Annotated in this window: 22 protein-coding genes; 8 read left to right on the forward strand and 14 right to left on the reverse strand. The window is 69.2% G+C overall.

The window, feature by feature from the left end; translation table 11 throughout:
- Window positions 1-33: 33 nt before the first annotated feature.
- Entirely contained in the window at window positions 34-1,362 is a 1,329-nt protein-coding gene (locus tag H289_RS30405; RefSeq protein ID WP_081633394.1) for a DUF4878 domain-containing protein, read from the forward strand.
- Here the strand turns inward: H289_RS30405 and H289_RS0112305 are convergent.
- The 7 genes from H289_RS0112305 to H289_RS0112335 are packed head-to-tail and all read right to left on the reverse strand — an operon-like array spanning window position 1,355 to window position 8,283.
- Window positions 1,355-2,266, reverse strand: coding sequence for a class I SAM-dependent methyltransferase (locus tag H289_RS0112305; RefSeq protein ID WP_020101100.1), 912 nt, complete (start codon window positions 2,264-2,266; stop codon window positions 1,355-1,357). The two genes, H289_RS30405 and H289_RS0112305, sit on opposite strands and share 8 nt — an antisense overlap.
- The gene (gene mnhG / locus H289_RS0112310; RefSeq protein WP_020101101.1) at window positions 2,253-2,588 is read right to left on the reverse strand and encodes a monovalent cation/H(+) antiporter subunit G; all 336 of its coding nucleotides are present in this window, start codon (window positions 2,586-2,588) and stop codon (window positions 2,253-2,255) included. The genes H289_RS0112305 and mnhG overlap by 14 nt, the downstream gene beginning before the upstream one ends.
- A complete protein-coding gene (locus tag H289_RS0112315) occupies window positions 2,585-2,866 on the reverse strand; it encodes a monovalent cation/H+ antiporter complex subunit F (RefSeq protein WP_020101102.1) in 282 nt (93 codons plus the stop codon). The genes mnhG and H289_RS0112315 overlap by 4 nt, the downstream gene beginning before the upstream one ends.
- Entirely contained in the window at window positions 2,863-3,393 is a 531-nt protein-coding gene (locus H289_RS0112320) for a Na+/H+ antiporter subunit E (RefSeq protein WP_029105139.1), read from the reverse strand. Before H289_RS0112320 ends, H289_RS0112315 begins: the two co-directional genes overlap by 4 nt.
- Window positions 3,390-4,982, reverse strand: coding sequence for a Na+/H+ antiporter subunit D (locus H289_RS0112325; protein ID WP_020101104.1), 1,593 nt, complete (start codon window positions 4,980-4,982; stop codon window positions 3,390-3,392). Before H289_RS0112325 ends, H289_RS0112320 begins: the two co-directional genes overlap by 4 nt.
- Complete coding sequence (locus H289_RS0112330) at window positions 4,979-5,452, reverse strand: Na(+)/H(+) antiporter subunit C (RefSeq protein WP_020101105.1); 474 nt, start codon at window positions 5,450-5,452, stop codon at window positions 4,979-4,981. Before H289_RS0112330 ends, H289_RS0112325 begins: the two co-directional genes overlap by 4 nt.
- Window positions 5,449-8,283 carry a Na+/H+ antiporter subunit A gene (locus tag H289_RS0112335; protein WP_020101106.1) on the reverse strand — a complete coding sequence of 945 codons (2,835 nt, stop codon included), beginning with the start codon at window positions 8,281-8,283 and terminating at the stop codon, window positions 5,449-5,451. Before H289_RS0112335 ends, H289_RS0112330 begins: the two co-directional genes overlap by 4 nt.
- Before the next feature lie 192 nt (window positions 8,284-8,475).
- On the opposite strand from H289_RS0112335, the gene H289_RS0112340 reads away from it, so the two are divergent.
- Both H289_RS0112340 and H289_RS0112345 read left to right on the forward strand, forming a co-directional pair.
- Window positions 8,476-9,489, forward strand: coding sequence for a VWA domain-containing protein (locus H289_RS0112340; protein ID WP_036420481.1), 1,014 nt, complete (start codon window positions 8,476-8,478; stop codon window positions 9,487-9,489).
- Window positions 9,490-9,529: 40 nt separating this feature from the next.
- A complete protein-coding gene (locus H289_RS0112345; protein WP_020101108.1) occupies window positions 9,530-9,979 on the forward strand; it encodes an SRPBCC family protein in 450 nt (149 codons plus the stop codon).
- On the opposite strand, the gene H289_RS34005 is transcribed toward H289_RS0112345, so the two are convergent.
- Window positions 9,980-10,585 (reverse strand): LGFP repeat-containing protein, encoded by a 606-nt coding sequence (locus tag H289_RS34005; RefSeq protein ID WP_020101109.1) that lies wholly within the window; start codon window positions 10,583-10,585, stop codon window positions 9,980-9,982.
- Between the two features lie 203 nt (window positions 10,586-10,788).
- Between H289_RS34005 and H289_RS0112355 the strand changes: the two genes are divergently transcribed.
- Genes H289_RS0112355 through H289_RS32390 form a run of 3 tightly spaced genes read left to right on the forward strand, consistent with a single transcriptional unit; the run spans window position 10,789 to window position 14,201 of the window.
- Entirely contained in the window at window positions 10,789-11,073 is a 285-nt protein-coding gene (locus H289_RS0112355; RefSeq protein ID WP_020101110.1) for a hypothetical protein, read from the forward strand.
- Window positions 11,074-11,133: 60 nt separating this feature from the next.
- Window positions 11,134-12,687: a S53 family peptidase gene (locus H289_RS0112360; protein WP_020101111.1), complete on the forward strand. Its 1,554-nt coding sequence runs from the start codon at window positions 11,134-11,136 to the stop codon at window positions 12,685-12,687.
- Window positions 12,684-14,201: a hypothetical protein gene (locus H289_RS32390; protein ID WP_020101112.1), complete on the forward strand. Its 1,518-nt coding sequence runs from the start codon at window positions 12,684-12,686 to the stop codon at window positions 14,199-14,201. The genes H289_RS0112360 and H289_RS32390 overlap by 4 nt, the downstream gene beginning before the upstream one ends.
- On the opposite strand, the gene H289_RS0112370 is transcribed toward H289_RS32390, so the two are convergent.
- Window positions 14,164-14,790 (reverse strand): NAD(P)/FAD-dependent oxidoreductase, encoded by a 627-nt coding sequence (locus H289_RS0112370; RefSeq protein WP_020101113.1) that lies wholly within the window; start codon window positions 14,788-14,790, stop codon window positions 14,164-14,166. The genes H289_RS32390 and H289_RS0112370 overlap by 38 nt on opposite strands.
- A gap of 94 nt (window positions 14,791-14,884) precedes the next feature.
- Here H289_RS0112370 and H289_RS0112375 point away from each other — a divergent pair, with 94 nt between their 5' ends.
- Entirely contained in the window at window positions 14,885-15,466 is a 582-nt protein-coding gene (locus H289_RS0112375) for a TetR/AcrR family transcriptional regulator (RefSeq protein WP_020101114.1), read from the forward strand.
- Here the strand turns inward: H289_RS0112375 and H289_RS0112380 are convergent.
- From H289_RS0112380 to H289_RS0112400, 5 genes are read right to left on the reverse strand one after another with little or no spacing between them, the layout of a single operon-like run.
- Window positions 15,463-17,673: an AAA family ATPase gene (locus H289_RS0112380; protein ID WP_020101115.1), complete on the reverse strand. Its 2,211-nt coding sequence runs from the start codon at window positions 17,671-17,673 to the stop codon at window positions 15,463-15,465. The genes H289_RS0112375 and H289_RS0112380 overlap by 4 nt on opposite strands.
- Window positions 17,670-18,560, reverse strand: a complete 891-nt coding sequence (gene pssA / locus H289_RS0112385; RefSeq protein ID WP_020101116.1) for a CDP-diacylglycerol--serine O-phosphatidyltransferase — start codon at window positions 18,558-18,560, stop codon at window positions 17,670-17,672. The genes H289_RS0112380 and pssA overlap by 4 nt, the downstream gene beginning before the upstream one ends.
- The gene (locus tag H289_RS0112390) at window positions 18,557-19,288 is read right to left on the reverse strand and encodes a phosphatidylserine decarboxylase (RefSeq protein WP_020101117.1); all 732 of its coding nucleotides are present in this window, start codon (window positions 19,286-19,288) and stop codon (window positions 18,557-18,559) included. Before H289_RS0112390 ends, pssA begins: the two co-directional genes overlap by 4 nt.
- A gap of 29 nt (window positions 19,289-19,317) precedes the next feature.
- Complete coding sequence (moeA, locus tag H289_RS0112395) at window positions 19,318-20,544, reverse strand: molybdopterin molybdotransferase MoeA (protein WP_020101118.1); 1,227 nt, start codon at window positions 20,542-20,544, stop codon at window positions 19,318-19,320.
- Between the two features lie 4 nt (window positions 20,545-20,548).
- Window positions 20,549-21,469 carry an SDR family NAD(P)-dependent oxidoreductase gene (locus H289_RS0112400; RefSeq protein WP_020101119.1) on the reverse strand — a complete coding sequence of 307 codons (921 nt, stop codon included), beginning with the start codon at window positions 21,467-21,469 and terminating at the stop codon, window positions 20,549-20,551.
- A gap of 67 nt (window positions 21,470-21,536) precedes the next feature.
- Here H289_RS0112400 and H289_RS0112405 point away from each other — a divergent pair, with 67 nt between their 5' ends.
- Complete coding sequence (locus tag H289_RS0112405) at window positions 21,537-22,352, forward strand: HAD-IIA family hydrolase (RefSeq protein WP_020101120.1); 816 nt, start codon at window positions 21,537-21,539, stop codon at window positions 22,350-22,352.
- The last annotated feature ends 2 nt before the right edge of the window (window positions 22,353-22,354 follow it).

Here is a 22,354-nt window from a genome sequence, read left to right on the forward strand (position 1 = left end):
ACACAGCATGTTGTGCTACGGGGAGGGTTCACGATGACGGGTTGGCAGGGGAGCGGTTACAACGGTCCCAACCCAGGTGGGGGCGCGGGCAGGTCGTCCGACGAAGAAGAGACGGCGATTCACCAGACCACCCCACCGGCCGCGCCCGGATGGCCCCCGCAGACGCCGCCGCCGTTGAGTCAGCCGCCCGCAGGCCAGGCGCAGACACCAGCATGGGGCCAGCCCGCCGCGCCGCAGACCGGCGGCTGGGGCCAGGCGCCGAGCGCACCAACCGGGGCGCCGCAGGGGTGGGGGACCCCGCAGACAGCACCAGGTGCCGGCCAGGGGTGGCCGGGAGCGCCGGCCGGTGGCTACGGCGCGCAGCCGTTCGTCACCCCGCCGAAGAAGAACAAGGTGCCGCTGATCATCGCCGCCATCGTCGTGGTGCTCGTCGTGCTCGGTGGTGGCATCTACTACGTCTACGACTCATTCGGCTCGGGCGACAGCGGTGGCTCGAGTTCCGCCAGCGAGGTCGTCAAGGGCTACCTGGAAGCGCTGTCGAACGGTAACGCCGACATGGCACTGTCCTTCAGCAACGACCAACCGGCGTCGAAGGAGTTCCTCTCGAGCGACGTGCTGAAGAAACAGACTGCCGAATGGCCGATCAGTGACATCCGCATCCTGAACGAAGACAAGACCATGGAGTCGATCGGCCGCGCCGACGTCCACGTGGCAGCCAAGTTCGGCGACAAGAACTCCGACGCCACGATCCACGTCAAGAAGGAAGGCGGCAAGTGGCAGCTGGCCCACGCCGCCGTCAAGGTCGACCTGTCGTCGTTGAGCAGCTCCAACAATGCCGCAGACAAGACGATGACGGTGTTCGGCAAGGAGATCGGCGAGGAATCGGCGATCTACGTGTTTCCCGGCTTCCTGGAACTCGGCAGCACCAGTCCGTACGTGACGGTCACCAACAGCAAGCCGTTGCTGCTCGACGCCATTGAGGGATATTCGGCGAGCGCCTACCTGCAGCCGAAGTTCGCGCTCAACGATTCCGGCACCAAGACCATCGCCAAGCTGCTGGACGCGGCGTACGGCAGCTGCTCGTCGTCGCGTTCACTCGTCCCACCGGCACCCTGCCCGGTGAAGATCAGCGACCGGGAACTGGTCGACGGCACCGTGACCTGGAGCCAGCCCGACATGAGCGCCGTCAAGATCGGCGATCTGGACGAATACCGCATGGAAGTACGGATTTCCGGCGAGGTGCACTACGAGGTCAGCGGCCAGGGCCGCCGCGGCGGGACCACGCGTGGCACGGTGACCTCGTACGTCACCGGCACCACCGCGGACGTCAGCGGCGAGCAGGTGAAGATCAAGTTCAACTGAGCTTGGCGTCGACGAACTCGCTACCGATGTCCGGCATCTCGCTCGCGAGTTCGGGCTTGTAGCGGGCGGTGACCTCGGCGGAGGTCTCGACCGTGGTCTGCCAGCCGTGGCGCGTCAGCCAATCGGCGACGTCTTCGCGCGGCTCGATGTAGAACAGCTCGGAGACATCGGTGACCTGCTGACCGGCCTTGGCGGCCTCCTCGCGGATCGCATCCATCCGGGCTTTGCGGATGCGCTGGTTCTCGTCGCTGAAATAGTCCGTGCCGAAGCCTTCCACCGCGGCCCGACTGCCCGGCGCGCTGAGCTCGTGCAGTCTCGCGAACAACAGATCCTGGGCCTCGGCGGGCAGGTACGGCAGCAGCCCCTCGGCGAGCCAGGCCGTCGGCTCGCTGGGGTTGAAGCCGTTCTGCCGCAAGGCTTCTGGCCAATCCTGCCGGAGATCGACCGGGACCGCGACGTGCCGGGCGACCGGTTGAATGCCGTGGGCCGCCAGGGTTTCCTCCTTGAACGCCAACACTTTCGGCTGGTCGATCTCGAAAACCACGGTGCCGTCGGGCCAGGACAGTCGCCAGGCCCGTGCGTCCAGTCCCGCGGCCAGGATCACCACCTGGCGGATGCCGTCGGCGCCGGCCGAAGCGAAGAACTCGTCGAACCACTTGGTGCGGGCCGCGGCGTACGCCGACACCATGCGAATGCGCGTAGCCTGCGCGGGGCCGGGATCGGCGGCGGTGAACGGCGACGACCAGCCGCGCGCGACCGCCGCATCCACGAAGATCTGCGCGCACGGATCGTCGAACAACGGCTTGTCCGAACGGGATTCGGCGGCCCGGGCGGCGGCCACACCCAGCGCGGTGGCACCCACGCTCTCGGTGATGTCCCAGGAGTCGTCGTCAGTTCGCGCCATAGTCGTCCAATTCGTCGCGGATCAGCAGGTCGTCGCGGAAACTCTGCTCACGATAAGCCAGCTGGCCCACGCGGTTGGCGACCACCGGCGCGGTGATCAGGGTGAACAAGCCGGCCAGGATCAGCATGCCGACGTCGGCCTGCCCGCGCAGCCGCAGCGCGGCGCCGATCAGCACCAGCAGCAGTCCGAGCACCTGGGGTTTGGAGGCGGAGTGCATCCGCGTCAAGGTGTCGGGGAAGCGAACGACACCGATGGCGGCGGTCAGCGCCAGTGCCGAACCGAAGAGCACCAAAGCACCTGCGACAGCATCGAAGATGTTCATCGTGGCGGCTCGGCTTCGGTATCGGTATCGCGGACGCGGAACCGGGCCACGCTGACCGAGCCCACGAACGTGATCAGCGCCAGCGCCGTCAAGCTGTAGGTCGCCGTGGTGTCGAGGCTGTACGCCGCCCAGGTGCCGATGCCGCACATGGTGACGGCGACGAACGTGTCCAGCGCGACCAGCCGGTCCAGGGTGCCGGGACCGGCCAGCAGCCGGAACACCGTGATGGCCGCGGCCGCGACCAGCATCACGGCGGCGATGATCCAGATGGCGTTCATGCGGGGTCCACTTCCACCGGCTGCCAATGGGATTCACGTTCGAACGAGGCGATCATCAGCCGCTCCACCTCCGCGATCTGGCGGTAGAACTGCTGCACCGCACGTTCGGACCCCACGTCGAGCACGTGGACGTAGATCATCCGGCGGGCCTGATCGATCTCCAGCACGATCGACCCGGGGATGAGATTGATGACGTTGACCGCCATCGCGAGCACGAGATCCGACTTGAGGGCGAGCCGGGCCCGCAGCACCGCGGTCAGTGGCGGGGGACCGGGCCTGATCGCCAGCCACGCGACCTGTACCGAGGACAGCACCAGGTAGTAGGCGACCTTGAGCACCAGCCACGCCAGCGACAGCGGATGCAGCCGGCCCGCCACCGGCACCTGCGGCAACGGCAGCAGCACCGTGATCAGCAGGCCGACGGCGAGCCCGCCGAGGATGTTGGCGGCGGAGATGTTGCCCCACAACAGAATCCACACGGCCATCAGCCAGACCAGGATGCCCACGCGCGGTAACCACTGCCTCATGGCGTCAACACCACCGAGATGTACTGGCCACGGTCGGTGACCTGGTCGGCGGCGCGCTCCGCGAACCCGAAGATGGGCCCCGCGAACACCGTCAGGGCGAGCCCCACCGCGATGAGCACCGCGGTCGGCGCCAGCATGCTGACAGGCATCCGGCCGACGTCCGGCCGGTCGTCGACCGCCACGTTCGCCACCGGTTCCAACAGGCCGGCCGGGGCTGCCGTGGACAGCATGCCCTCCGGTGCGTCGGCGCGGGCGCGCCAGAACGCGAGCGTCCACACCCGCGCCATCACGTACAGCGTCAGCAGGCTGGTGACGACCGAACCGGCGACCAGTGCCCACGCGAGGACCGACGCGCTCGTCGCTCCCGCCTGCAGCAACGCCACCTTGCCGATGAACCCCGAGAACGGCGGAATGCCACCGAGATTCAGGGCCGGGATGATGAACACGAACGCCAGCAGCGGGCTGGCCGCCGCGAGTCCGCCGAGGCGCTGCAGCGTCGAGGCGCCGGCCTGCCGCTCGATCAGACCCACCACGAGGAAGAGCGTGGTCTGCACGACGATGTGGTGGGCCACGTAGTAGATGGCGCCGGCCATGCCGATCCGGTTGGACACCGCGATGCCGAACACCAGGTAACCGATATGGCTGACGAGGGTGAAGGACAGCAGCCGCTTGATGTCGCTCTGGGCCATGGCGCCGAAGATGCCGATCAGCATGGTCAGCAGTGCCGCGACCATCAGCACGCCGTCCAGTGCGCCGCCCGGGAACAGCAGGGTGTGGGCCCGGATGATCGCGTACACACCGACTTTGGTGAGCAGGCCGGCGAACACGGCGGTGACCGGTGCCGGTGCGGTGGGGTAGGAGTCGGGCAGCCACGCCGACAGCGGGAACACCGCCGCCTTGATGCCGAACGCCACCAGCAGCACCGCGAACAGCGCGGCGCGGGTGCCCGGCGTGATGCCGTCGAGCCGGTTCGCCAGCTCGGCCAGGTTCAGGGTGCCGGTGGCCGCGTAGATCAGGGCGATGCCGATCAGGAAGATCACCGACGACACCATCGACACCATGACGTAGCCGATGCCGGCGCGGACCCGCTCCTCGCTGGCGCCGACGGTCAGCAGCACGAAGCTCGCGGCCAGCAGCACCTCGAAGCCGACGAACAGGTTGAACAGATCGCCCGCGAGGAACGCGATGCACACGCCCGCCGACAGCACCAGGTAGGTCGGCAGGAAGATCGACACCGGCTGTTCGTCACCGCCGTCGCGGATCCCCTGCCCGATGGCGTACCAGACGACCGCCAGCAGCACGATCGCGGACACCACGAGCATGAGGGCCGAGAGCCGATCGACCACAAGGACGATGCCGAGCGGTCCCATCCCGGGTTCGGTCTGGCCCCAGCCGCCGACGTGGACGGCGACGGTACCGCTGTGGTCGACGACGTAGACCAGCGCCGCGCAGACCGCCGTCATCGCGGCGAGCGCCACGAGCGCGATGATCTGCTGCAGCCGGGGCCGGCGACCCGCGAACAACGTCGCGGCGGCACCGAGGATCGGGATCAGGGCGGGCAGCGGCGCCAGCACCGCACCCGTCGTCACGCCTGCTCCACCGGGTCGGCGGGCAGTGCGTCGAGTTCGGCGGGGGCGTCGGCGTCGGTGACGACGGCCGGCTCGCTCCGGTCCTCTTCGACCGCCGGGGCGTCGGTGGACGACAGCTGCACCAGGCGGCTGTCCTCGGGGTCGTTGCCCACCTCTTCGACCGTGGTCAGGCGGTAGGCCCGGTAGATCAGCGCCAGCACGAACGCGGCGACACCCATCGTGATGACGATGGAGGTCAGGACCATGCCCTGCGCCAGCGGATCGGCGATCCCCGTCTGGCCGTGGCTGGTGCGGCCGCGCACCGGCGGATTACCGGAGTCGCCACCCATCACCAGGATCAGCAGGTTCACCGCGTTGCCGATCAGCAACAGGCCCAACAGCATTCGGGTCAGGTTGCGCTCCAGCAGCAGGTACACCCCGGTGCCGGTGAGACCGCCGATGAGCACGAGCGGTACGAGATAGGTCGTCATCGGGCGGCCGCCTCACGTGGTGCGTACAACTCTTCGTCGACTTTCGCGCCGAGACTGCGCAGGATGTCCAGCACCAGGCCCACGACGATGAGGTACACGCCGAGGTCGAAGAACAGCGCCGTCACCACCTTCACCGAACCCAGCAGGGGCAGCGTGAATTTCACCACCGCGCTGGATAGCACGGGCGCACCCAGCAGCAGCGAGGCCGTCGCCGTCCCGGCGGACAGGGTCAGGCCGGCGCCCAGAATCTTCCCGGCGTCCAGCGGCAGCGTCTCGCCCAATTCGTAACGGCCGCCGGCCAGGTACCGCAGCACCAGCGCCAGACCGGCCGTCAGCCCGCCGGCGAAACCACCGCCGGGCGTGTTGTGTCCGGCGAAGAAGAAGTACACCGACAGCACCATGATGAGCGGGAAGATCATGCGGGTCGCGACTTCGAGCACCAGGGACCGGTGCCGAGGATCGCGTAGGTCGCTGCCCCGTAGCCACGTGATGTCGGGTGTCGGCCGGAAATCCTTGGGCACGCGCGGCGCCGATCCGAAACGCCTGTGCCGGAACACCATTGACGCCACACCCGTCGCGGCGACCAGCAGCACCGAGATTTCGCCGAGGGTGTCCCAGGCCCGGATGTCCACGAGCAGCACGTTGACGGTGTTGGCGCCGTGTCCGCGGTAGTACGCCGCGTCGGGCAGCAGCTCGGCCAGCGGCCGGGTGTGCCGGGCTGCCATGGCGTAGACCGCCAGCGCCGTCACCGATGTCCCGACCGCGGTGGCCAGCAGGGCGCGGGGGAGCCGGTGCCGCTTCATGTGGATGGCGTCGGATTCGGCGGGCAGGGTACGCAGCACCAGCAGGAAGACCACCAAAGTCAGTGTCTCGACCAGGAATTGGGTCAACGCCAGGTCCGGAGCCCCGTAGAAGATGTAGAGCGTGCCGCAGCCGTAGCCGGTGACACCGACGACCAGCACGGCCGCCAACCGGTTTCGCATCACCGTCGCGCTGATCGCCGCCGCCAGCACGATGAGGCCGACGACCACCTGCAGCGGCGAGTTCCACAACTTCAGATCGGGCTGGTCCCGCGGGCCCAGGAGCAGCACCGCGATGGGCAGCAGGGCGAGGGTGGACAGGATCATCGCCTGGGTCGTGGGGATCGAGCCGCGCTGGGTGAACGCCGTCAGCCGCACGGCGAAGCGGTCCGCGCCGCGGATGGCCGCGTCGTAGATCCGGTCGGCGTTGCCGAGCGGTAGATAGGGCACCCGGATTCGCTCGAGGCGGTGCCGCAGGACGAACGCCGCCGAGCCGGCCGCGACGATCACGGCTGACAGCAGCAGCGGCATGTTGACGCCGTGCCACAGCGCCAGGTGGTACCCGGTGCTGCCCGGCATGGTCGCGGTGTAGTCGGCGATGGCGTGGTCCAGTGCGTTCGGCAGCAGCCCGAACCCGAGGCCGACGACGGCCAGGATGCCCGGCGGCACCAGGAAACCGACGCTGGGCCGGTGCATCTCGGCGACACGAACCGTCGGCTCGTCCCTGCCCTTGCGGGCGAACGCCCCGTACAGGAACCGCAGGCTGTAGATCATGGTGAACACCGACCCGAACGCCACGGTCGCCAGCACGAACGGCGCCGAGGCCCCCAACGTCGGGCTGTGCCAGAGGGTTTCGAAATCGGCTTCCTTCGCGACGAAGCCGAGGAACGGCGGCAGCCCGGCCATGCTGGCGGCCGCGGCGACGGCGATGCCCAGCAACACGGGGCTGCGTCGGCCGAGCCAGGCCAGCTTCCGGATATCGCGGGTGCCGGTGGCGTGGTCGATGATGCCGACCACCATGAACAGCGCGGCCTTGAACATGGCGTGCGCGCACAGCATGGCGAGGCCGGCCAGCATCAGATCGCCACCGCCGGCCCCGACCATCACCGTGATCAACCCCAGCTGGCTCACCGTGCCGAAGGCCAGGATCAGCTTGAGGTCGTACTCGCGCACGGCGCGCCAACCGGCCAGCAGCAGCGTCGCCAGGCCCAGCGCGACGACCGTCGGCCGCCAGGGCTGGTGGTCGGCGAAACCGGGTGTCATGCGGGCGATGAGGTAGACGCCGGCCTTCACCATGGCCGCGGCGTGCAGATAGGCGCTGACGGGCGTCGGCGCCGCCATGGCGCCCGGCAGCCAGAAATGCATGGGCACGATGGCCGACTTGGACAGTGCGCCGATCAGCACCAGCACGACGGCGACGGACGAGGTGGTGCCCGTCGGCGCGTTGGCGACGAGGTCCGACAACCGGTAGGTGCCGGCGAGGGTGCCCAGCATGATGATGCCGGTCAGCATCGCCAGGCCGCCGAAGGTCGTGACCAGCAGGGCCTGGGTGGCGGCGCGCCGGCTGGCGGCGCGTTCGGCGTAGTGGCCGACGAGCAGGAACGACAGGACGGTCGTCAGCTCCCAGAACAGATACAGCAGCAGTGTGTTGTCGCTGCAGACCAGCCCGAACATGGCACCCGAGAACGCCACCAGCTCGGCGGCGAAGCTGGGCAGCCGCTTCTCGGTGTGCCCGTCGGCGTGGTGGAAGTACTCGGCGCAGTACAGGAGCACCAGCGTGCCGACCCCCAGCACCAGCACCGACATGATCGCCGCCAGGGAATCCAGCCGCAGCGTGATGTCCATGGACAGCTGCGGTACCCAGTCGATGTGCAGCGTCTGCTCGCCGGTCCCGGGCCAGTTCGACGCCAGCCAGATCAGTGAGCCCGCGGGCGCCAGTGCCAGCGGATAAAACGCCCGCCGTCCCCAGCGTCGTACCAACAGTGGAGCGAGCACGGTGGCGATCGCGTGTACGTACAGAACGGTGAGCATGGGCCTCCGGCAGGCGTCGGGGGGCGGTCCGTTGGGGGCGAGCGTAGCGACGGGAGAGGGTCCGGCCAGCTTACGGGGCGGCTGTGACTGCGGTGGTCCGACGGTTCTCGCAGGCCACAGCCCCGCCACCGGGTGCGCAATGCACCGACTCCTACACTTTTCACTTATGGTGACGAACGCGACGGGGCGCCGATGAGTCTTCCGGGAATCGGATCGGTGTCATTGTCGGGCTTCGCCCACCCCTGGTTGCTCCTGACCGCACTGCTGCCCATCGCGCTGGTGGCCGCGTATCTCGCGGCGCAGCGCAACCGCAGCGCCCGCCTTCGCAGCTATGCCGGCGACCAGCCGCGCACCGACGTCGTACCGCTGCAGCCGACCCGCTGGCGGCACCTGCCGATGGTGTTCTCGGTGGCCGCGCTGCTGTCCCTGACCGTCGCGCTGGCCGCGCCCACCCACGAGATCAAGACCCCGCGCAACCGCGCGGTGATCATGCTGGTGATGGACGTGTCGCGGTCCATGGAGGCCGACGATGTCTCGCCGAGCCGGCTGGCCGCGGCGAAAGATGCCGCCAAGCAGTTCGCGAAGAAGCTGACCCCCGGGGTGAACCTGGGTCTGGTCACGTTCTCCGGCAACACCAACCTGCTGGTGTCGCCGACCCCCGACCACAACGCGACCATCACCGCGCTGGACCACCTCACCGTCGACGACGGCACCGCGACGGGCGACGGCATCTTCGCGGCCCTGCGCGCGATCTCGACCCTGGCGGACGTGCTCGGTGGCAGTGGCAACACCGACAAGCCGCCGAAACGCATCGTGTTGCTGTCCGACGGCGCGGAGAACCGGCCGGGCAACCCGGACAGCCCGCACGGCGCCTACACCGCGGCGCGGACCGCCAAGGAGTCGGACACCCCGATCTCGACCATCGCGTTCGGGACCAAGGGCGGCAAGATCAAGGTCGACAACCAGAGCGTCAACGTCCCGGTCAACGACACCACGATGAAGCGGGTCGCCGAGCTGTCCGGCGGGCAGATGTACACGGCCGCCAAGATCGAGGACCTGAACAAGAGCTACGACGCCATTCAGCAGCAGATCGGCTACGAGATCATCCGCGGACCCGGTGGGACCGCATGGTTGCGCCTCGGCGTGTTCGCCCTGACGTGTGCGGTGATCTCCGCGCTGGTGATCAACCGGCGGCTGCCGACGTAACCGCTCGCGCGTAGCGGGTCCGTCCGGTTGAATACGACTCGTGGACAACGAAATTCGGATCGTCAGCGCCAGCCGTGACATCGCCGCCCCGGCGGCGCGGATCTTCGAGCTGATCGCCGACCCCGCACAGCAGCCGCGCTGGGACGGCAACGACAACCTGGCGGAGGCGGCCGCCGGCCAACGCGTCCGCGCCGTGGGGGACGTTTTCGTCATGGGCCTGACGGTCGGCGCCATCCGGGAGAACCACGTCGTCGAATTCGACGAGGGCCGGCGCATCGCGTGGAAGCCGTCCGAACCGGGACTGCCGCAGCCGGGGCACCTGTGGCGCTGGGAGCTCGAGCCCATCGACGACGGGCACACCCGCGTCACCCACACCTACGACTGGACCGCACTGACCGACGAGAAGCGGCTCAACCGCGCCCGGCAGACGTCGCCCGACTGGCTGCAGGCGTCATTGGCGCGGCTCGCCGCGCTGGCCGAGGAGCAGTGACTACTGCTTGGGCGTGATGGTGGCCTTGAAGGTGCCGTCACCCTGGTTCAGCCAAGTGATGGTGCCCTTCTGGAACTCGCTGATCCAGCCACCCTTGGGCGCGTCCGGGCCGCCCGCGGTCTGGCTCTCGTCTGTCGTGGGGAACCCCAGCTCGCCGGCGGCGCCCCCCTTCTCGGTGTACTCGCGGAGGATCTCGCCCTGCACCAGGTGGGTCCCGGTCGTCGGCGAGGAGAAGATGGTGCCCTTCGCGAACGCCTGCACCGTCCCGTCACCGACCTTCTGCGGCTGGGCGGTCGGCTGGCCGAGGGCAGCTTCGCCGCCGGCTTTCTGATAGGCCTCGGCGATGGGGCCGTCGAGGGTGACTTCGCCCACGCCCGGCACGTTCGTGGTCGTCGGCGAGCCGGCGATCGCCGACGACACGGCGCTCGAGGCGGAACTGGCCGCAGAACTGGCTGCGGACGATCCCGCGCTGGCTCCGGAGCTGGCGGCCGACGTAGCGTTGGATCCGATCTCCTTGGCCTGTGAGCAGGCAATCAGGGCAGCGCTGCTGACGGCAGCGATGCCGATGGTGGCGGCGGTACGGCGTAAGAGTTGTTCGGTGTTCACGAGGACCTCGTTCCCCGTGTAACGGCTTGCGAAAACGATTATTTGCCAGCGGTAACGGAATCCCAGCGTTGGGCCAGATGTCCCAGCAATGAAATGGCCCGATCGGTATGCTGTGAATAGCGAATCGGCATTACGATCGCGATGCCCGTTTCTTCGTAGCTACGGCTGTCGGGGCGAACGGAATGGACAAAAGGAGAATCGGTATGACCACCGTTCGGAACTCGACCCGCAAGAAGATGGTGGCCGGCCTCGCCGTGACCGCCGGACTCGCGATGGGCCTGCTGTCTTCCTGTGGCGAGAAGGCCAAGGAAGAGCCGACCACCACCACGAGCACCACCACCACGACGTCGGCACCCGCCTCGTCGTCGCCGGTGACGCCGAGCGAGAAGGGCGGGCCCACCAAGGGTGGCAACTCGTTCTCCCCGTCGGTCAAGGCCCCGGGACCGCAGACCGCGTTGCCGGGCAACGTCATCACAGCTCCCCACTAGAACGGGAGTTCCATCCCAGTAAGTCGCCGATGCGCCGTACGGCGCATCGGCGCAGTACTGGTGGCAGCCGGGCTGACGGCGCTGGCGTCGGCCGGCCCGCCTGCTGAACGGGGTGGCCGACTGGCCCTGTCCGGTCCGCTGGCCCATCTGCTCTCGGCGTCGGTCGACCTCGGCCCGTCGGCAGCATCCCACGTCGAACTCACCGCTGCGCTGACACGTGCCACGCGGCCCGATGGGCTGATCCAATGGGCAAGTGCCGCAGGGCTTTCGGTGCAATGGCGGCCCGGCGACGACTGGGCCACGGTCGAAGGCGACGCCCGTGCCATGGCGCGGGCGTTGCGCGTCGATGTCCGCGACTACCGCGGGCGCCGCGGGCAGACCTTCTACGCCGCGACCAGTCAGCCTGAGCTGCCGCCGTCGCTGGTGCCCGAGTTGAGCGGATTCGGCAGGCTCCTCGGCTTCACGCCATTTCGGGAGTCGCGGCCGCTGATCATGCCGCGCGACGTCCCCGCCGGTGGTCTCACGGCCCAGGATCTGCGCCGCGCCTACAACGTCTTTCCGCTGTCCGATCAGGGATATACGGGCAAGGGCCGCACCATCGTCATCTTCGGTTTCGACGGTTTCGATCAATCCGATCTCGACATGTTTGCCGACCTGAGCCAGTTGCCGCGCTTCACCCCCATCGTGGTGGGTGACATGCCATCCGAACGCACCGGCGAAACCACGATGGATCTGCAGATGGCCCACGCCATCGCGCCCGATGCCCAAACCGTCTACGTCAATGCCCGGCCGACGGTGTCCGGCGACGGCGCCTACCGCAAGATCGGCGAGATGATGGCCGACGCCGACCGGCGCTTCCCCGGCGCCGAGTGGAGCCTGTCGATCGGCTGGGGCTGCGACAAGATGCTCACGGCTGCCGATCTGGCGCCGGTGCGCTCGGCGCTGGCGCGGGCGCACCGCAGCGGCACCACCGCCTTCGACGCCAGTGGCGACCTGGCGGGCCTGGAATGCAAAGGCGGGCAGGACTGGTCGGCACCGCCGAGCATCGACGACATCGGACTGGACTCGGTGGCGTCGGTACCCGAGATGACGGCCGTCGGCGGCACCACGCTGTCCACCGATGAACACGGCCAGTGGCTGGGTGAACTGGCCTGGTTCGACGTGCCGCTGACGCACGGCAGTGGGGGCGGGGTGTCCGCGCTGTTCGACCGGCCGGCATGGCAACGGGGTGTGCCATCGGACCGCGGCCGCAACAAGCGGCTCGTCCCCGACGTCTCGGCGGTCGCGGATTTCTTCACCGGAGCCCGCATGGTGTTCGGCGGCGAGACGGTGCTGGCCGGTGGCACGTCCATGTCCGCGCCGATCTGGGCCGGGATGGCCGCGGTGATCGACCAGTACCTGCTGGATCATGGCGGACGACTGCTCGGCGACCTGAACCCGTTGTTGTACCGCCTCGAGCGGGCCGGCCGACTCCCGGCGTTCCACGATGTCACCGTCGGGGGTAACGCGATAGCGATGGCCGGCCCCGGCTTCGACTCCGTCACCGGCCTGGGCACGCCCGATGTCGACAAGCTGGCGCGCAGCCTGCTCGTGGCGCAGGGGACGACCGGATGAGCGGCATCGGACTGGTGAGCACACTGTTCCCACAGCTGCCGGCACGTACCCACCGGTCGTTCCAGATCGGGGTGGTCGCCTTCGTCGCCTGGCTCGCGGGCGCCGCGGCGCTGCGACTTCCGGGTTTGTTCATCTCGACTGTGGCCGTCGGGATTCCGCTGCTGTTCGCGCTGTACGTCCGACAGCTGGACTACCGGGGTCCGGCGAAGGTCCGGTTGCTCGTGAGCGCGGGCCTGGGCATGGCGTTCGGCGTGGCGTTCGCCTTCGGGTCCGGGGCTGTCGTCGCACGCGCCTACGGCGTCCCGCTCGAAAGTGGCGTTGCCGCAGTGCATCTGCGGACGTTGGAGGCCGGGCTCTCGGCGGTGGAGGCCCTGGTCGTCATCGCGCCCACCCTGCTCCTCCGGGTATTCAGTCCCGGTGACCGAAAGGCGTTGTACGGCTACGTCATCGGCGCGGCCGGCGCGCTCGGCGTGACGGCCGCGACGACCATGGTCCGGATGTTCGCCCAGCTGGATTCGGGGCTCGTCGACCATGACCAGCCGTTGGCGGATTTCCTCATCGAGGCCGTGATCCGTGGCATCGCCATGCCCGCCACCGCGGCCGCCGCTGCCGGCATGCTCGGTGCCGCACTGTGGTTCCGGCCCCGCGGCAACCGGATCTGGTGGCGGGTACTGCTGATCGCGGTCGTGCCGGTACTGGCGCACGTGTGGCTCGGCGACGAGGATTCGGCCGACATCTCGCAGTGGGCGAAGCTGGCCTGGCACGTCGCGTTCGCGGTGCTGGGGGTGCTGCTGCTCCGGCTGGTCCTGCGGATGACATTGCGGCACGAAGAATCCGGCGACGACGCGGTCCACACCGAGCGAGCGCTGTCCGCGCCGCGGCTGGTCGGGATCTGGACCGCGGTCGTCGTCGTGCTCGCCCTCGGGCTGGTCGGCGTCGCCGCCGCGACGACCCAACCGGTGGCGCGGTATCAGTGCCCGCCCAATTGCGGTCACCCGCTGATGGGGAAGCCCGTGGTGATCAACCCGCGATTCACCGCTCCAGACGGCGCATTCAGCGTCTCCTATCCGGCGCCGGGTACCGCCTACTCGGTGACGATGGACGATGTCGGCGTGACGGCCCAATACACCGGTGGCACCGGCGGGATCATGCGGCTGTGGGGGGAACCGGCGCGCGGCCGTGACGCCAAGGACATCACCATGACGTTGCTGTTGGACAAGTTCCCGGACTCCCGGGTGGCCTACGAGATACCCAACACGTTGGTGGGATACCACCCGGGTTACGGCGTCGCGGCCGACGACTGGCCGGACGGACAGAACGTCGTCGCGTCACGGACCCGCATCCTGGTCATGGTGGCCGTGAAGGACGACCTCGCATTGGTCGCCGCCGCGGCCGGACCGTTCAGCGAATTCGGTCCCGGGTCCGGCCCGCCGACCGGGGCCAGCCTGGAGCTGGCCGCGGATATGGGCAAGTACGTCAACAGTTTTCGGTGGCGGGGCGAACCGCCGCGCTGACGGCGACCGGCTCGCGCGCCGGCCGCTGGACCAGATGATCCCTCGGAGTGAAGCGGTTGGTTCGACGGCGGAAATCGGCAGTGCCGCGCGGCCGGAAGCCGGCATAGTTCTGTTGGGCCGCGGGGGTCGGTTCGACCGCGGCGAAGCCGAAGTCGCGGGCGTAGGACACTGCCGCGGCGACGTAGTCCGCCTGCGACTCCCGCATCTGTTCGACCGAGTTGTGGCGCAGGCCGATGTCAGGGCCGTGCACCAGGTAGCAGTTCGGGAAGCCGTGGACGGATGTCCCCAGATAGGCGCCGGGCTCGCCGTCCCAGCTCTCGGCCATGGAAACGCCCTCGGTGCCGAACACTCGGTCCGCCAGGGCGTCGGTGTCGACGACGACGTGGGTTGCCGTCTGTTCGCCGCTCGCGGTCGTGATGTGCCAGCGTTGCCGGTCCGTCTGCCAGTGCAATGCCATCGCGTCGTCGATGTCGTGTTCGACCAGAACGACGTCGTCGACCGCGGCCTGGTGCAGCCGAACCACCGCCGCGAGGGCTCCTGGGCCGGTGCCCACGATCGCGACGTGGTGGTGGGGTAGAGGCTGGTTCATCGGTGGTCGGCTGCCTTCGGTCGATATGATGTAAACGCTGCTCACATTTATATGGGGCAATGTAAACAGTGTCAACATTTGTGAGACGGGACGCATGATGACGTCGAAAGTGACGTACCACCACGGCGATCTGCGGACCGCGCTGGTGCAGTCGGCGCTGGCGCTGCTGGAAGAGGAGGGCGCCGCGGCGTTGTCGATGCGCGCCGTCGCCCGGCACGCCGGGGTCACCGCGGCCGCCCCCTACCGGCATTACCAGGACCGTGACGCGCTGATGTCCGCCGTCGCGGCCGTCGGTTATCGCGAACTGGCTCAGGACCTCGTGGCCGTCAGCCCGTCACCGTCGACGGCCGACGAGATCGCCGACGTCGCCATCGCCTACGTCCAGTTCGCGCTGCGGCGTCCCGCCCTCTTCCGGACGATGTTCAGCGAGCAGGGCGATGCCGGCAGCTCCGAGCGGACCGACGCCGTCGCGGCGATCTCGGCCTACCTGCACGCGAACGTCGCCCGCGTGTTCCCGGATGCCGACGCCGACGCGTTGAGCGACGCCGTCTGGGCGCTGGTGCACGGCCTGGCGTTCCTGTTCCTGGACGGCAAGTTCGACAGCACCGACTCCGGTGAGCTGGAACGCCGCGTCCGGGCCGCGATGCGCGCCGTCGTGGGTCTGGCAGGGTCCTAGCGGCCCTCGGCGAACTCCCGAAGTGATTGCACCTGAACGGGATCCAGTGACGGCCGCACCGTCTCACGGGCCTTGGCCACGTCGGCCGCGGTGACATCGGCGGCGTCGATGGACCGGCGCATCGCGGTCAGCGCCGCCTCGCGCAGCAGGGCGACGCAATCGGCGGCGCTGTAGCCGTCGAGCTCACCCGCCAGCTCGCCGAGGTCGACCTCGGGCGTCAGGGGGATGGATTTGCTTGCGGTACGCAGGATGTCGCGACGGGCGTCGGCGTCGGGCGGCTCGACGAACACCAGCTTCTCCAGTCGGCCCGGTCTCAGCAGCGCGGGATCGATCAGATCCGGCCGGTTGGTGGCACCCACCACCACGACGTCGCGCAGCGGGTTGATGCCGTCCAGCTCGGTGAGCAATGCGGCCACCACGCGGTCGGTGACGCCGGAATCGAAGCTCTGCCCGCGGCGCGGCGCCAGCGCGTCCATCTCGTCAAGGAACACCAGTGACGGCGCGGAATCGCGTGCGCGCTGGAACAATTCGCGCACCGCACGCTCCGACGAGCCGACCCATTTGTCCATCAACTCGGCGCCCTTGACGGCATGCACCGACAACCGGCCCGAGCTGGCCAATGCCCGCACCAGGAACGTCTTGCCGCACCCGGGCGGCCCGTAGAGCAGCACCCCGCGCGGCGGTTCCACGCCCAACCGCTCGAAGGTGTCCGGGTGCTGCAGCGGCCACAGGACCGCTTCGGTCAGCGCCTGTTTCGTCGCCACCATGTCGCCGACGTCGTCGAGGGTCACCGACCCGACCGCGACCTCCTCGGTCGCCGACCGCGACAGCGGCCGGATCACCGACAGCGCGCCGGTCAGATCATCCTGGGTCAGCGCCGGTTCGGCACCGTCGGCGCTGGCTCGGGCGGCCGCCCGCAGCGCGGCCTCACGCACCAGGGCCGCCAGATCGGCGACGACGAATCCCGGTGTGCGCTGGGCGATCTCATCGAGATTGAGCTCCTTGGCGGGAACCGACCGCAGCAGGACCTCCAGCAGCGCCTTGCGGGTGGCCGCGTCGGGCAGGGTGAGTCCCAGCTCGCGGTCGCAGAGATCGGGCGCGCGCAGGCGCGCGTCCACACCGTCGGGCACAGCCGATGTCGCGATGAATGCCACACCGCGGCTGGCGACGGCCTTGCGGAGCTCGGTGAGGATCAGCGTGGCCACGGGCTCGGCGACGGCGGGCAGCAGTGCGTCGATGTCGGTGATGAGCAGGACGCCACCGCCGTCGCGCACTGAACTCACCGCAGCCGCGACACCGGCCAGCCGGTCCTCCGCACGCAGTGCCCCGACCTCCGGCCCGTCGAGCTCGACAAGTCGACGCGATGCGCACACCGTGCGCACCATGGCGGCCTTCCCGACGCCCGCGGGCCCGGTCACCAGGACGCCCAGATTGGCGGTGGCGCCCAACGTTTCGAGCAACTTGGGCTCGTCCAGGGCCAGCTTGAGCCACTCGGTCAGGCGGGTCACCTGGGCGGTCATGCCCTTGAGATCGTCGATCGAAAAAGCTTGGGCATCAACGGTTTCAGCGGGGGAGATCACCGGCTGTGCGGCTGCGGTGGCCGCGACGACGGTCGCGTCGCTCCAGCTGACCACCGAATTCGGTTGCACACTGACCGGGCCGGCGGGGTCGACGCCCGTCACGGTGAGCAGTTCCGAGGTCCAGGTGATGCCGACCTGGGTGGCCAGCGCCGCGGTCGCCGCGGACGTCGAGGTGCCCGGCCCGAGATCGCGCGGCAGCAGCGACACCGTGTCGCCGACCGTCATCACCTTGCCCAGCAATGCCATTCGCAACGTCGCCGGCGATATCGAGCTGCTGGCCAGCCGCGAACCGCTGACGGTCACGGAGCGGGCGCCGTACACCCTCGCGGGACACACCAGCACCGGCGCGTCGGCCCGGATGCCGGCATTGGACAGCGTCACGTCGTCGAGCAGTGCGGTGCCCGGGGGCGTCCCGGCGGCGGCCACGCCGACCACCGCGCAGGTGGTGCGCGTGCCGGTCAGCGACACCGCATCCCACTCGCGGATGCCCAGGGCGGCAATCGCTTCCGGGTGCAGCATCACCACGCCGCGACGGGCGTCGAGTGCGGAAGTGTTGAGCCGTGCGGTGAGCCGCAATTGGCCCGGTGGGGGTTCAGGTGACGCCGCGTCCCGCACGCCCTGCGTCATCGACGCGGACCCGGCCTACGCAACCGCAGTCGGGCCGTGGACCGGCGCTGTCCGCGGTCGGTGCGACGCGGCTGCGCACGACGGATGGCGCGGCGTGCCTGTCGCTGTTCCTTGGGTTTGTCATCCCAGACTTCGGGGTGCGCACGCAGCCAGGCCTTGGTCCGGATGGCGAACGGGATGTGCAGCACGTAGGCGACGATGATCACCAGGATCACGATGTAGCCGTACATCACCGACGCGGCCACCAGGATGGCCAGCAGCGCCAACAGCGGCAACGCCATGTTCGGCGGGATGGCGAAGGTGTGCACCTTGCGCATCGGCACGGTGCTGACCACCAGCAGCGAGACACCGATCAGCCAGATGCAGATGAACACCTGACCCCAGTGCGAATCCCACCACGGGCCGGGGAACTGCATCTTGGCCGCCAGTGGGCCGATGGCGCCGATCGCGCCGGCCGGGGCCGGCATACCGGTGAAGAACTCCTTCTCGAACGCCGGGCCCTCCACGTCGAGCATGGCGTTGAAGCGGGCCAGGCGCAGCACGATGCACACCGCGTACAGCAGCACCACGATCCAGGCCAGCGGCGAGGTGTTGTGCTCCAGCAGCGTCGCGTACACGATGAACGCCGGTGCCACACCGAAGTTCACGGCGTCGGCCAGCGAGTCGATCTCGGCGCCCATCTTGGACGTGGCGTTGAGCATCCGGGCCGCGCGGCCGTCGAGCGCGTCGAGGATCGCGGCACCGGCCAGCAGCGCCATGGCCTCGGTGGGCCGGTGGTCGAGCGCGTACTTGACCGCCGTCAGACCCAGGCAGATGGCCGCGACCGTCAGGGCGCTGGGGACCAGCTTCCGCAGGCTCACCTGCGGAGTCTTGATCCGGGGTTTCATGCCGGCGATCCGGTGGTCGGGAGTTCTGCCAGCACGGTCTCGCCGCCGATGGCGCGCTGCCCGATCTCGACGCCGATCACCGAGCCCTTGGGCAGGTAGGTGTCCAGGCGGGAGCCGAACCGGATCAGGCCGTACGTCTCGCCGAGCGCCAGGTGCGCACCCGGGTGCGTGTTGCACACGATGCGGCGGGCCAGCAGACCGGCGAGCTGCACCGCGACGACGTCATGGCCGTCGGCGGTGCGCAGCCAGATGCTGTTGCGCTCGTTGTCCTCGCTGGCCTCGGCCTTGTCGGCGGACAGGAACTGGCCCGGCTTGTGCTTGACGGTGATCACCTCACCGGCCACCGGCGCGCGCTGCACATGCGCGTCGAACAGGGACAGGAAGATGCTGATCCGCGGCAGCGGCTCGTCGGACAGGTTCAGCTCGGCGGGCGGGACGGCCTCGTCGATCAGCGTCACCTGGCCGTCGGCCGGCGCGACGACGACGCCGGGCCGGCTCGGTGGTGTCCGCGGCGGATGCCGGAAGAACCCGGCGCACGCGGCGGCCGCGGTGAGACCGGCCGCCCGGACCCAGCGCTTGCGGTGGCCGATGGCGGCGACACCGAGGGCACCGCCGACGAACGGCAGCCCGGCCGGGTGGATCGGGGGAACGGTGGAACGGACCAGGTCGACGAAACGTGACAGTTCGGACTCTGGAGTGTCAGCTGGGGGACGCGCAGGTCTGGCCATGGGGACTCGATTCTACGGTTTGCGGGGCTCTAACTGAGATCCCAGACGGGCACGGGCGATCCAGCCGGTAATTCGACCACGTCCTCGCCGATGTCCAGCAGGCAGTTTGCCGTCGCCAGCCACCGCAGGTGGTGCGACGCCGGCGGGCCGTAGCTGCTCACCTGCTCATCGGTGCCGAGCACGCCGCGGCGGAACTGGCGTTTCCCGGCGGGGGAGGTCAGCTTCTCGGTGAGGGTCGCCGAGCGGCGCGGCCTCTCGGATGGCAGCCCCATCGCGGCGCGCAGTGGCGGCCGGATGAACACCTCGAACGACACCAGCGCCGAGACCGGGTTGCCCGGCAGCGTCACGATTGCGGTGCCGTTCGCAGTGCCTCCCAAGCGGCCGGCTCCTTGCGGCATGCCGGGCTGCATGGCGACCTTGACGAACTCGACACCGCCGGCGGTGCCGGCAATCGGGTCGACGTCGGAGAGCGCCTCTTTCACCACCTCGTAGGCGCCGGCGCTGACGCCGCCGGTGGTGACGATCAGGTCGACGTCTCTGGCGTGACCGGCCAGGGTCTCCCGGAACAGCGCGACGTCATCGGAGGTCGCCGGGGCGGTCGTGACGTCGGCTCCGGCGTCACGCAGCGCGGCGGCCAGCATCACGGCGTTGGACTCGTAGATCTGGCCCGGCTGCAGCGGTGTGCCCGGTTTGACCAGCTCCGTTCCGGTGGACAGCACCAGGACCCGTTGCCGCGGAATCACTTTCAGCTCGGCCAGGCCCAGGGCGGCGGCCAGGCCCAGGGCCGCGGGCGACAGCACCTCGCCGGCGGGCAACACCGTCATCCCGGCGGTGACGTCCTCGCCGGCGCGGCGGATGCTCCGGCCTTCGGGGACCGCCGAGTAGATCGACACGACGTCGGTCGCCCCGTCGGTGGCCTCGACCTGGACCACCGCGGTGGCCCCGGCCGGCAGCATGGCGCCGGTCATGATGCGGTGCGCGGTGCCGGGCGCCAAGGTCAGCAGGTCGGTGCGGCCGGCCGGAATATCTTCGGCGACAGGCAGTTTCACCGGGTTGTCGGCGGAGGCGGTGGCCACGTCGGCGGCCAGGACGGCGTAACCGTCCATCGCCGAGTTGTCGAAACCGGGCAGCGACAGCGGCGCCACCACGTCCTCGGCAAGGGCGAGCCCGAGGGCGTCGGCCAGCGGTACGGCGACGGCCGGCCGGGTGCTGATCAACCCGGCGACGACCTGCTGATGTTCCTCGACGGTCCGCATAGCGCTAGATGGTGAAGGTGACGCCGGTGAGCTCTTCGGACACCGTCCACAACCGCCGCTGGATGCCGGCGTCGTGCGACTGGGCACTCGACTGCACCAGCACCGGGTGGCCGACCAGCTGCCGGATACCGGACGGGCCGTAATACTCGCCGCCCCGCGCGTCGGGGTCGACGGCAGCCCGCAGCGTGGCCAGCGCGCCGACCTCGGGGCTGTTGGCGACCAGTCCGCTGATCTGGTTGAAGCCGGGCAGGCCGGAGCCGGGGATGTGGCGCATCAGCTCGGTGTTGGAGATGCCCGGATGGGCCGCGACCGAGATGGTTTCGGCGTTCGTGGCCACGAGCCGGCGTTGCAGCTCATAGGCGAACATCAGGTTGGCCAGCTTCGACTGACCGTAGGCGGCGACCCGGTTGTAGCGGCGCTTCTCCCACTGCAGGTCGGTGAAGTCGATCTTCCCGAGGATGCGGTGCGCGATGCTGCCGAGCGTCACCACCCGCGAGCCCGGGACGGACAGCAGGTTCTCGATCAGCAGGCCCGTGAGCGCGAAGGCGCCGAGATGGTTGGTGCCGAACTGCAATTCGAAGCCGTCGGCCGTGGTCTGCTTGGGCGGATACATCACGCCGGCGTTGTTGATCAGCAGGTCGATCCGCGGATAGGCCGCGCGCAGGTCGTCGGCCGCCGCGCGGACCGAGGCCAGGGAACCCAGGTCCAGCTTCTGCACGACGACGTCCGCGTTCGGGGTGCTCGCCCGCAGCCGCACGGCGGCGTCGTCACCCTTGGCGGTGTCGCGCACCGCCATCACCACGCGAGCGCCCTTGCCCGCCAATACCCGTGCCGTCTCGTAACCCAGCCCGGTGTTGGAGCCGGTGACGATCGCCACCCGCCCTGTCTGGTCCGGCACATCGTTGGCGGTCCATTTGGTGGTCATGGCCGAAGACACTACCGAGCGGACCGCCTGAGTTGCGCGGGAGCGGCGGGCGTTTACTGTCGGCACCATGGCAATCGGCGGGGTCCTCTTCGACATCGATGGTGTCCTGGTGACCTCGTGGCGTCCGATCGACGGTGCGGCCGAGACCTTGCGGGCGCTGGAGGAGCACCAGATCGCCCGCTCGTTCCTGACCAACACCACCACGCGGACCCGGGAGCAGATTGCCGAATTGCTTTGTGCGGCAGGCATTGACGTCGCCGCCGACGAGGTCGTCACCGCCGCGGTGCTGACGGCCGACTACGTGCGCGACCGCTATCCCGGCGCCCGATGTTTCCTGGTGAACAGCGGCCAGATCGGTGCCGACATGCCCGGTGTCGATCTGGTGTACGCCTCCGACTTCGCTGGATCGCAGCAGCCCGACACGCCCGATGTGGTGCTGCTCGGTGGCGCGGGACCCGAATACACGCATCTGACCCTCAGCTGGGTCTATGACTGGATGGCCCGCGGCGTCCCCGTGGTCGCCATGCACCGCAGCAACGCGTGGAACACCGCCGACGGCCTGCGGGTGGACACCGGGCTCTATCTGGCCGGGCTGGAACAGACCACCGGCTATCAGGGCACCGCCGTCGGCAAGCCCGCACCCGCTGGGTTCTTCACCGCGGCCGCGCGGCTCGGCGTCGAACCCGAAGAGATGTACATGGTCGGCGACGACCTCAACAACGACGTGCTCGCAGCCCAGGTCGTCGGCATGACGGGCGTGCTGGTGCGCACCGGCAAGTTCCGCCAGGACACGCTGGACCGTTGGGCCGCAGACGAATTCGCGATGCAGCCGAACTACGTGGTGGACTCCGTCGCTGATCTGCCGGAGCTGCTCGGGCTTTAGGG

The organism is Mycobacterium sp. 360MFTsu5.1, assembly GCF_000383495.1.
GTDB classification, from domain to species: Bacteria; Actinomycetota; Actinomycetes; order Mycobacteriales; family Mycobacteriaceae; genus Mycobacterium; species Mycobacterium mucogenicum_B.

Bases quoted from the DNA above. Each gene is read 5' to 3' on its own strand.
- mnhG (WP_020101101.1), bottom strand. From the start codon at position 2,588: ATGAACATCTTCGATGCTGTCGCAGGTGCTTTGGTGCTCTTCGGTTCG.
- H289_RS0112340 (WP_036420481.1), top strand. From the start codon at position 8,476: ATGAGTCTTCCGGGAATCGGATCGGTGTCATTGTCGGGCTTCGCCCAC.
- H289_RS0112375 (WP_020101114.1), top strand. From the start codon at position 14,885: ATGATGACGTCGAAAGTGACGTACCACCACGGCGATCTGCGGACCGCG.
- H289_RS32390 (WP_020101112.1), top strand. From the start codon at position 12,684: ATGAGCGGCATCGGACTGGTGAGCACACTGTTCCCACAGCTGCCGGCA.
- H289_RS30405 (WP_081633394.1), top strand. From the start codon at position 34: ATGACGGGTTGGCAGGGGAGCGGTTACAACGGTCCCAACCCAGGTGGG.
- H289_RS0112335 (WP_020101106.1), bottom strand. From the start codon at position 8,283: ATGCTCACCGTTCTGTACGTACACGCGATCGCCACCGTGCTCGCTCCA.
- H289_RS0112390 (WP_020101117.1), bottom strand. From the start codon at position 19,288: ATGGCCAGACCTGCGCGTCCCCCAGCTGACACTCCAGAGTCCGAACTG.
- H289_RS0112405 (WP_020101120.1), top strand. From the start codon at position 21,537: ATGGCAATCGGCGGGGTCCTCTTCGACATCGATGGTGTCCTGGTGACC.
- H289_RS0112330 (WP_020101105.1), bottom strand. From the start codon at position 5,452: ATGACGACCTATCTCGTACCGCTCGTGCTCATCGGCGGTCTCACCGGC.
- H289_RS0112355 (WP_020101110.1), top strand. From the start codon at position 10,789: ATGACCACCGTTCGGAACTCGACCCGCAAGAAGATGGTGGCCGGCCTC.
- H289_RS0112400 (WP_020101119.1), bottom strand. From the start codon at position 21,469: ATGACCACCAAATGGACCGCCAACGATGTGCCGGACCAGACAGGGCGG.
- pssA (WP_020101116.1), bottom strand. From the start codon at position 18,560: ATGAAACCCCGGATCAAGACTCCGCAGGTGAGCCTGCGGAAGCTGGTC.
- H289_RS0112315 (WP_020101102.1), bottom strand. From the start codon at position 2,866: ATGAACGCCATCTGGATCATCGCCGCCGTGATGCTGGTCGCGGCCGCG.
- H289_RS0112370 (WP_020101113.1), bottom strand. From the start codon at position 14,790: ATGAACCAGCCTCTACCCCACCACCACGTCGCGATCGTGGGCACCGGC.
- H289_RS0112305 (WP_020101100.1), bottom strand. From the start codon at position 2,266: ATGGCGCGAACTGACGACGACTCCTGGGACATCACCGAGAGCGTGGGT.
- moeA (WP_020101118.1), bottom strand. From the start codon at position 20,544: ATGCGGACCGTCGAGGAACATCAGCAGGTCGTCGCCGGGTTGATCAGC.
- H289_RS0112380 (WP_020101115.1), bottom strand. From the start codon at position 17,673: ATGACGCAGGGCGTGCGGGACGCGGCGTCACCTGAACCCCCACCGGGC.
- H289_RS0112320 (WP_029105139.1), bottom strand. From the start codon at position 3,393: ATGAGGCAGTGGTTACCGCGCGTGGGCATCCTGGTCTGGCTGATGGCC.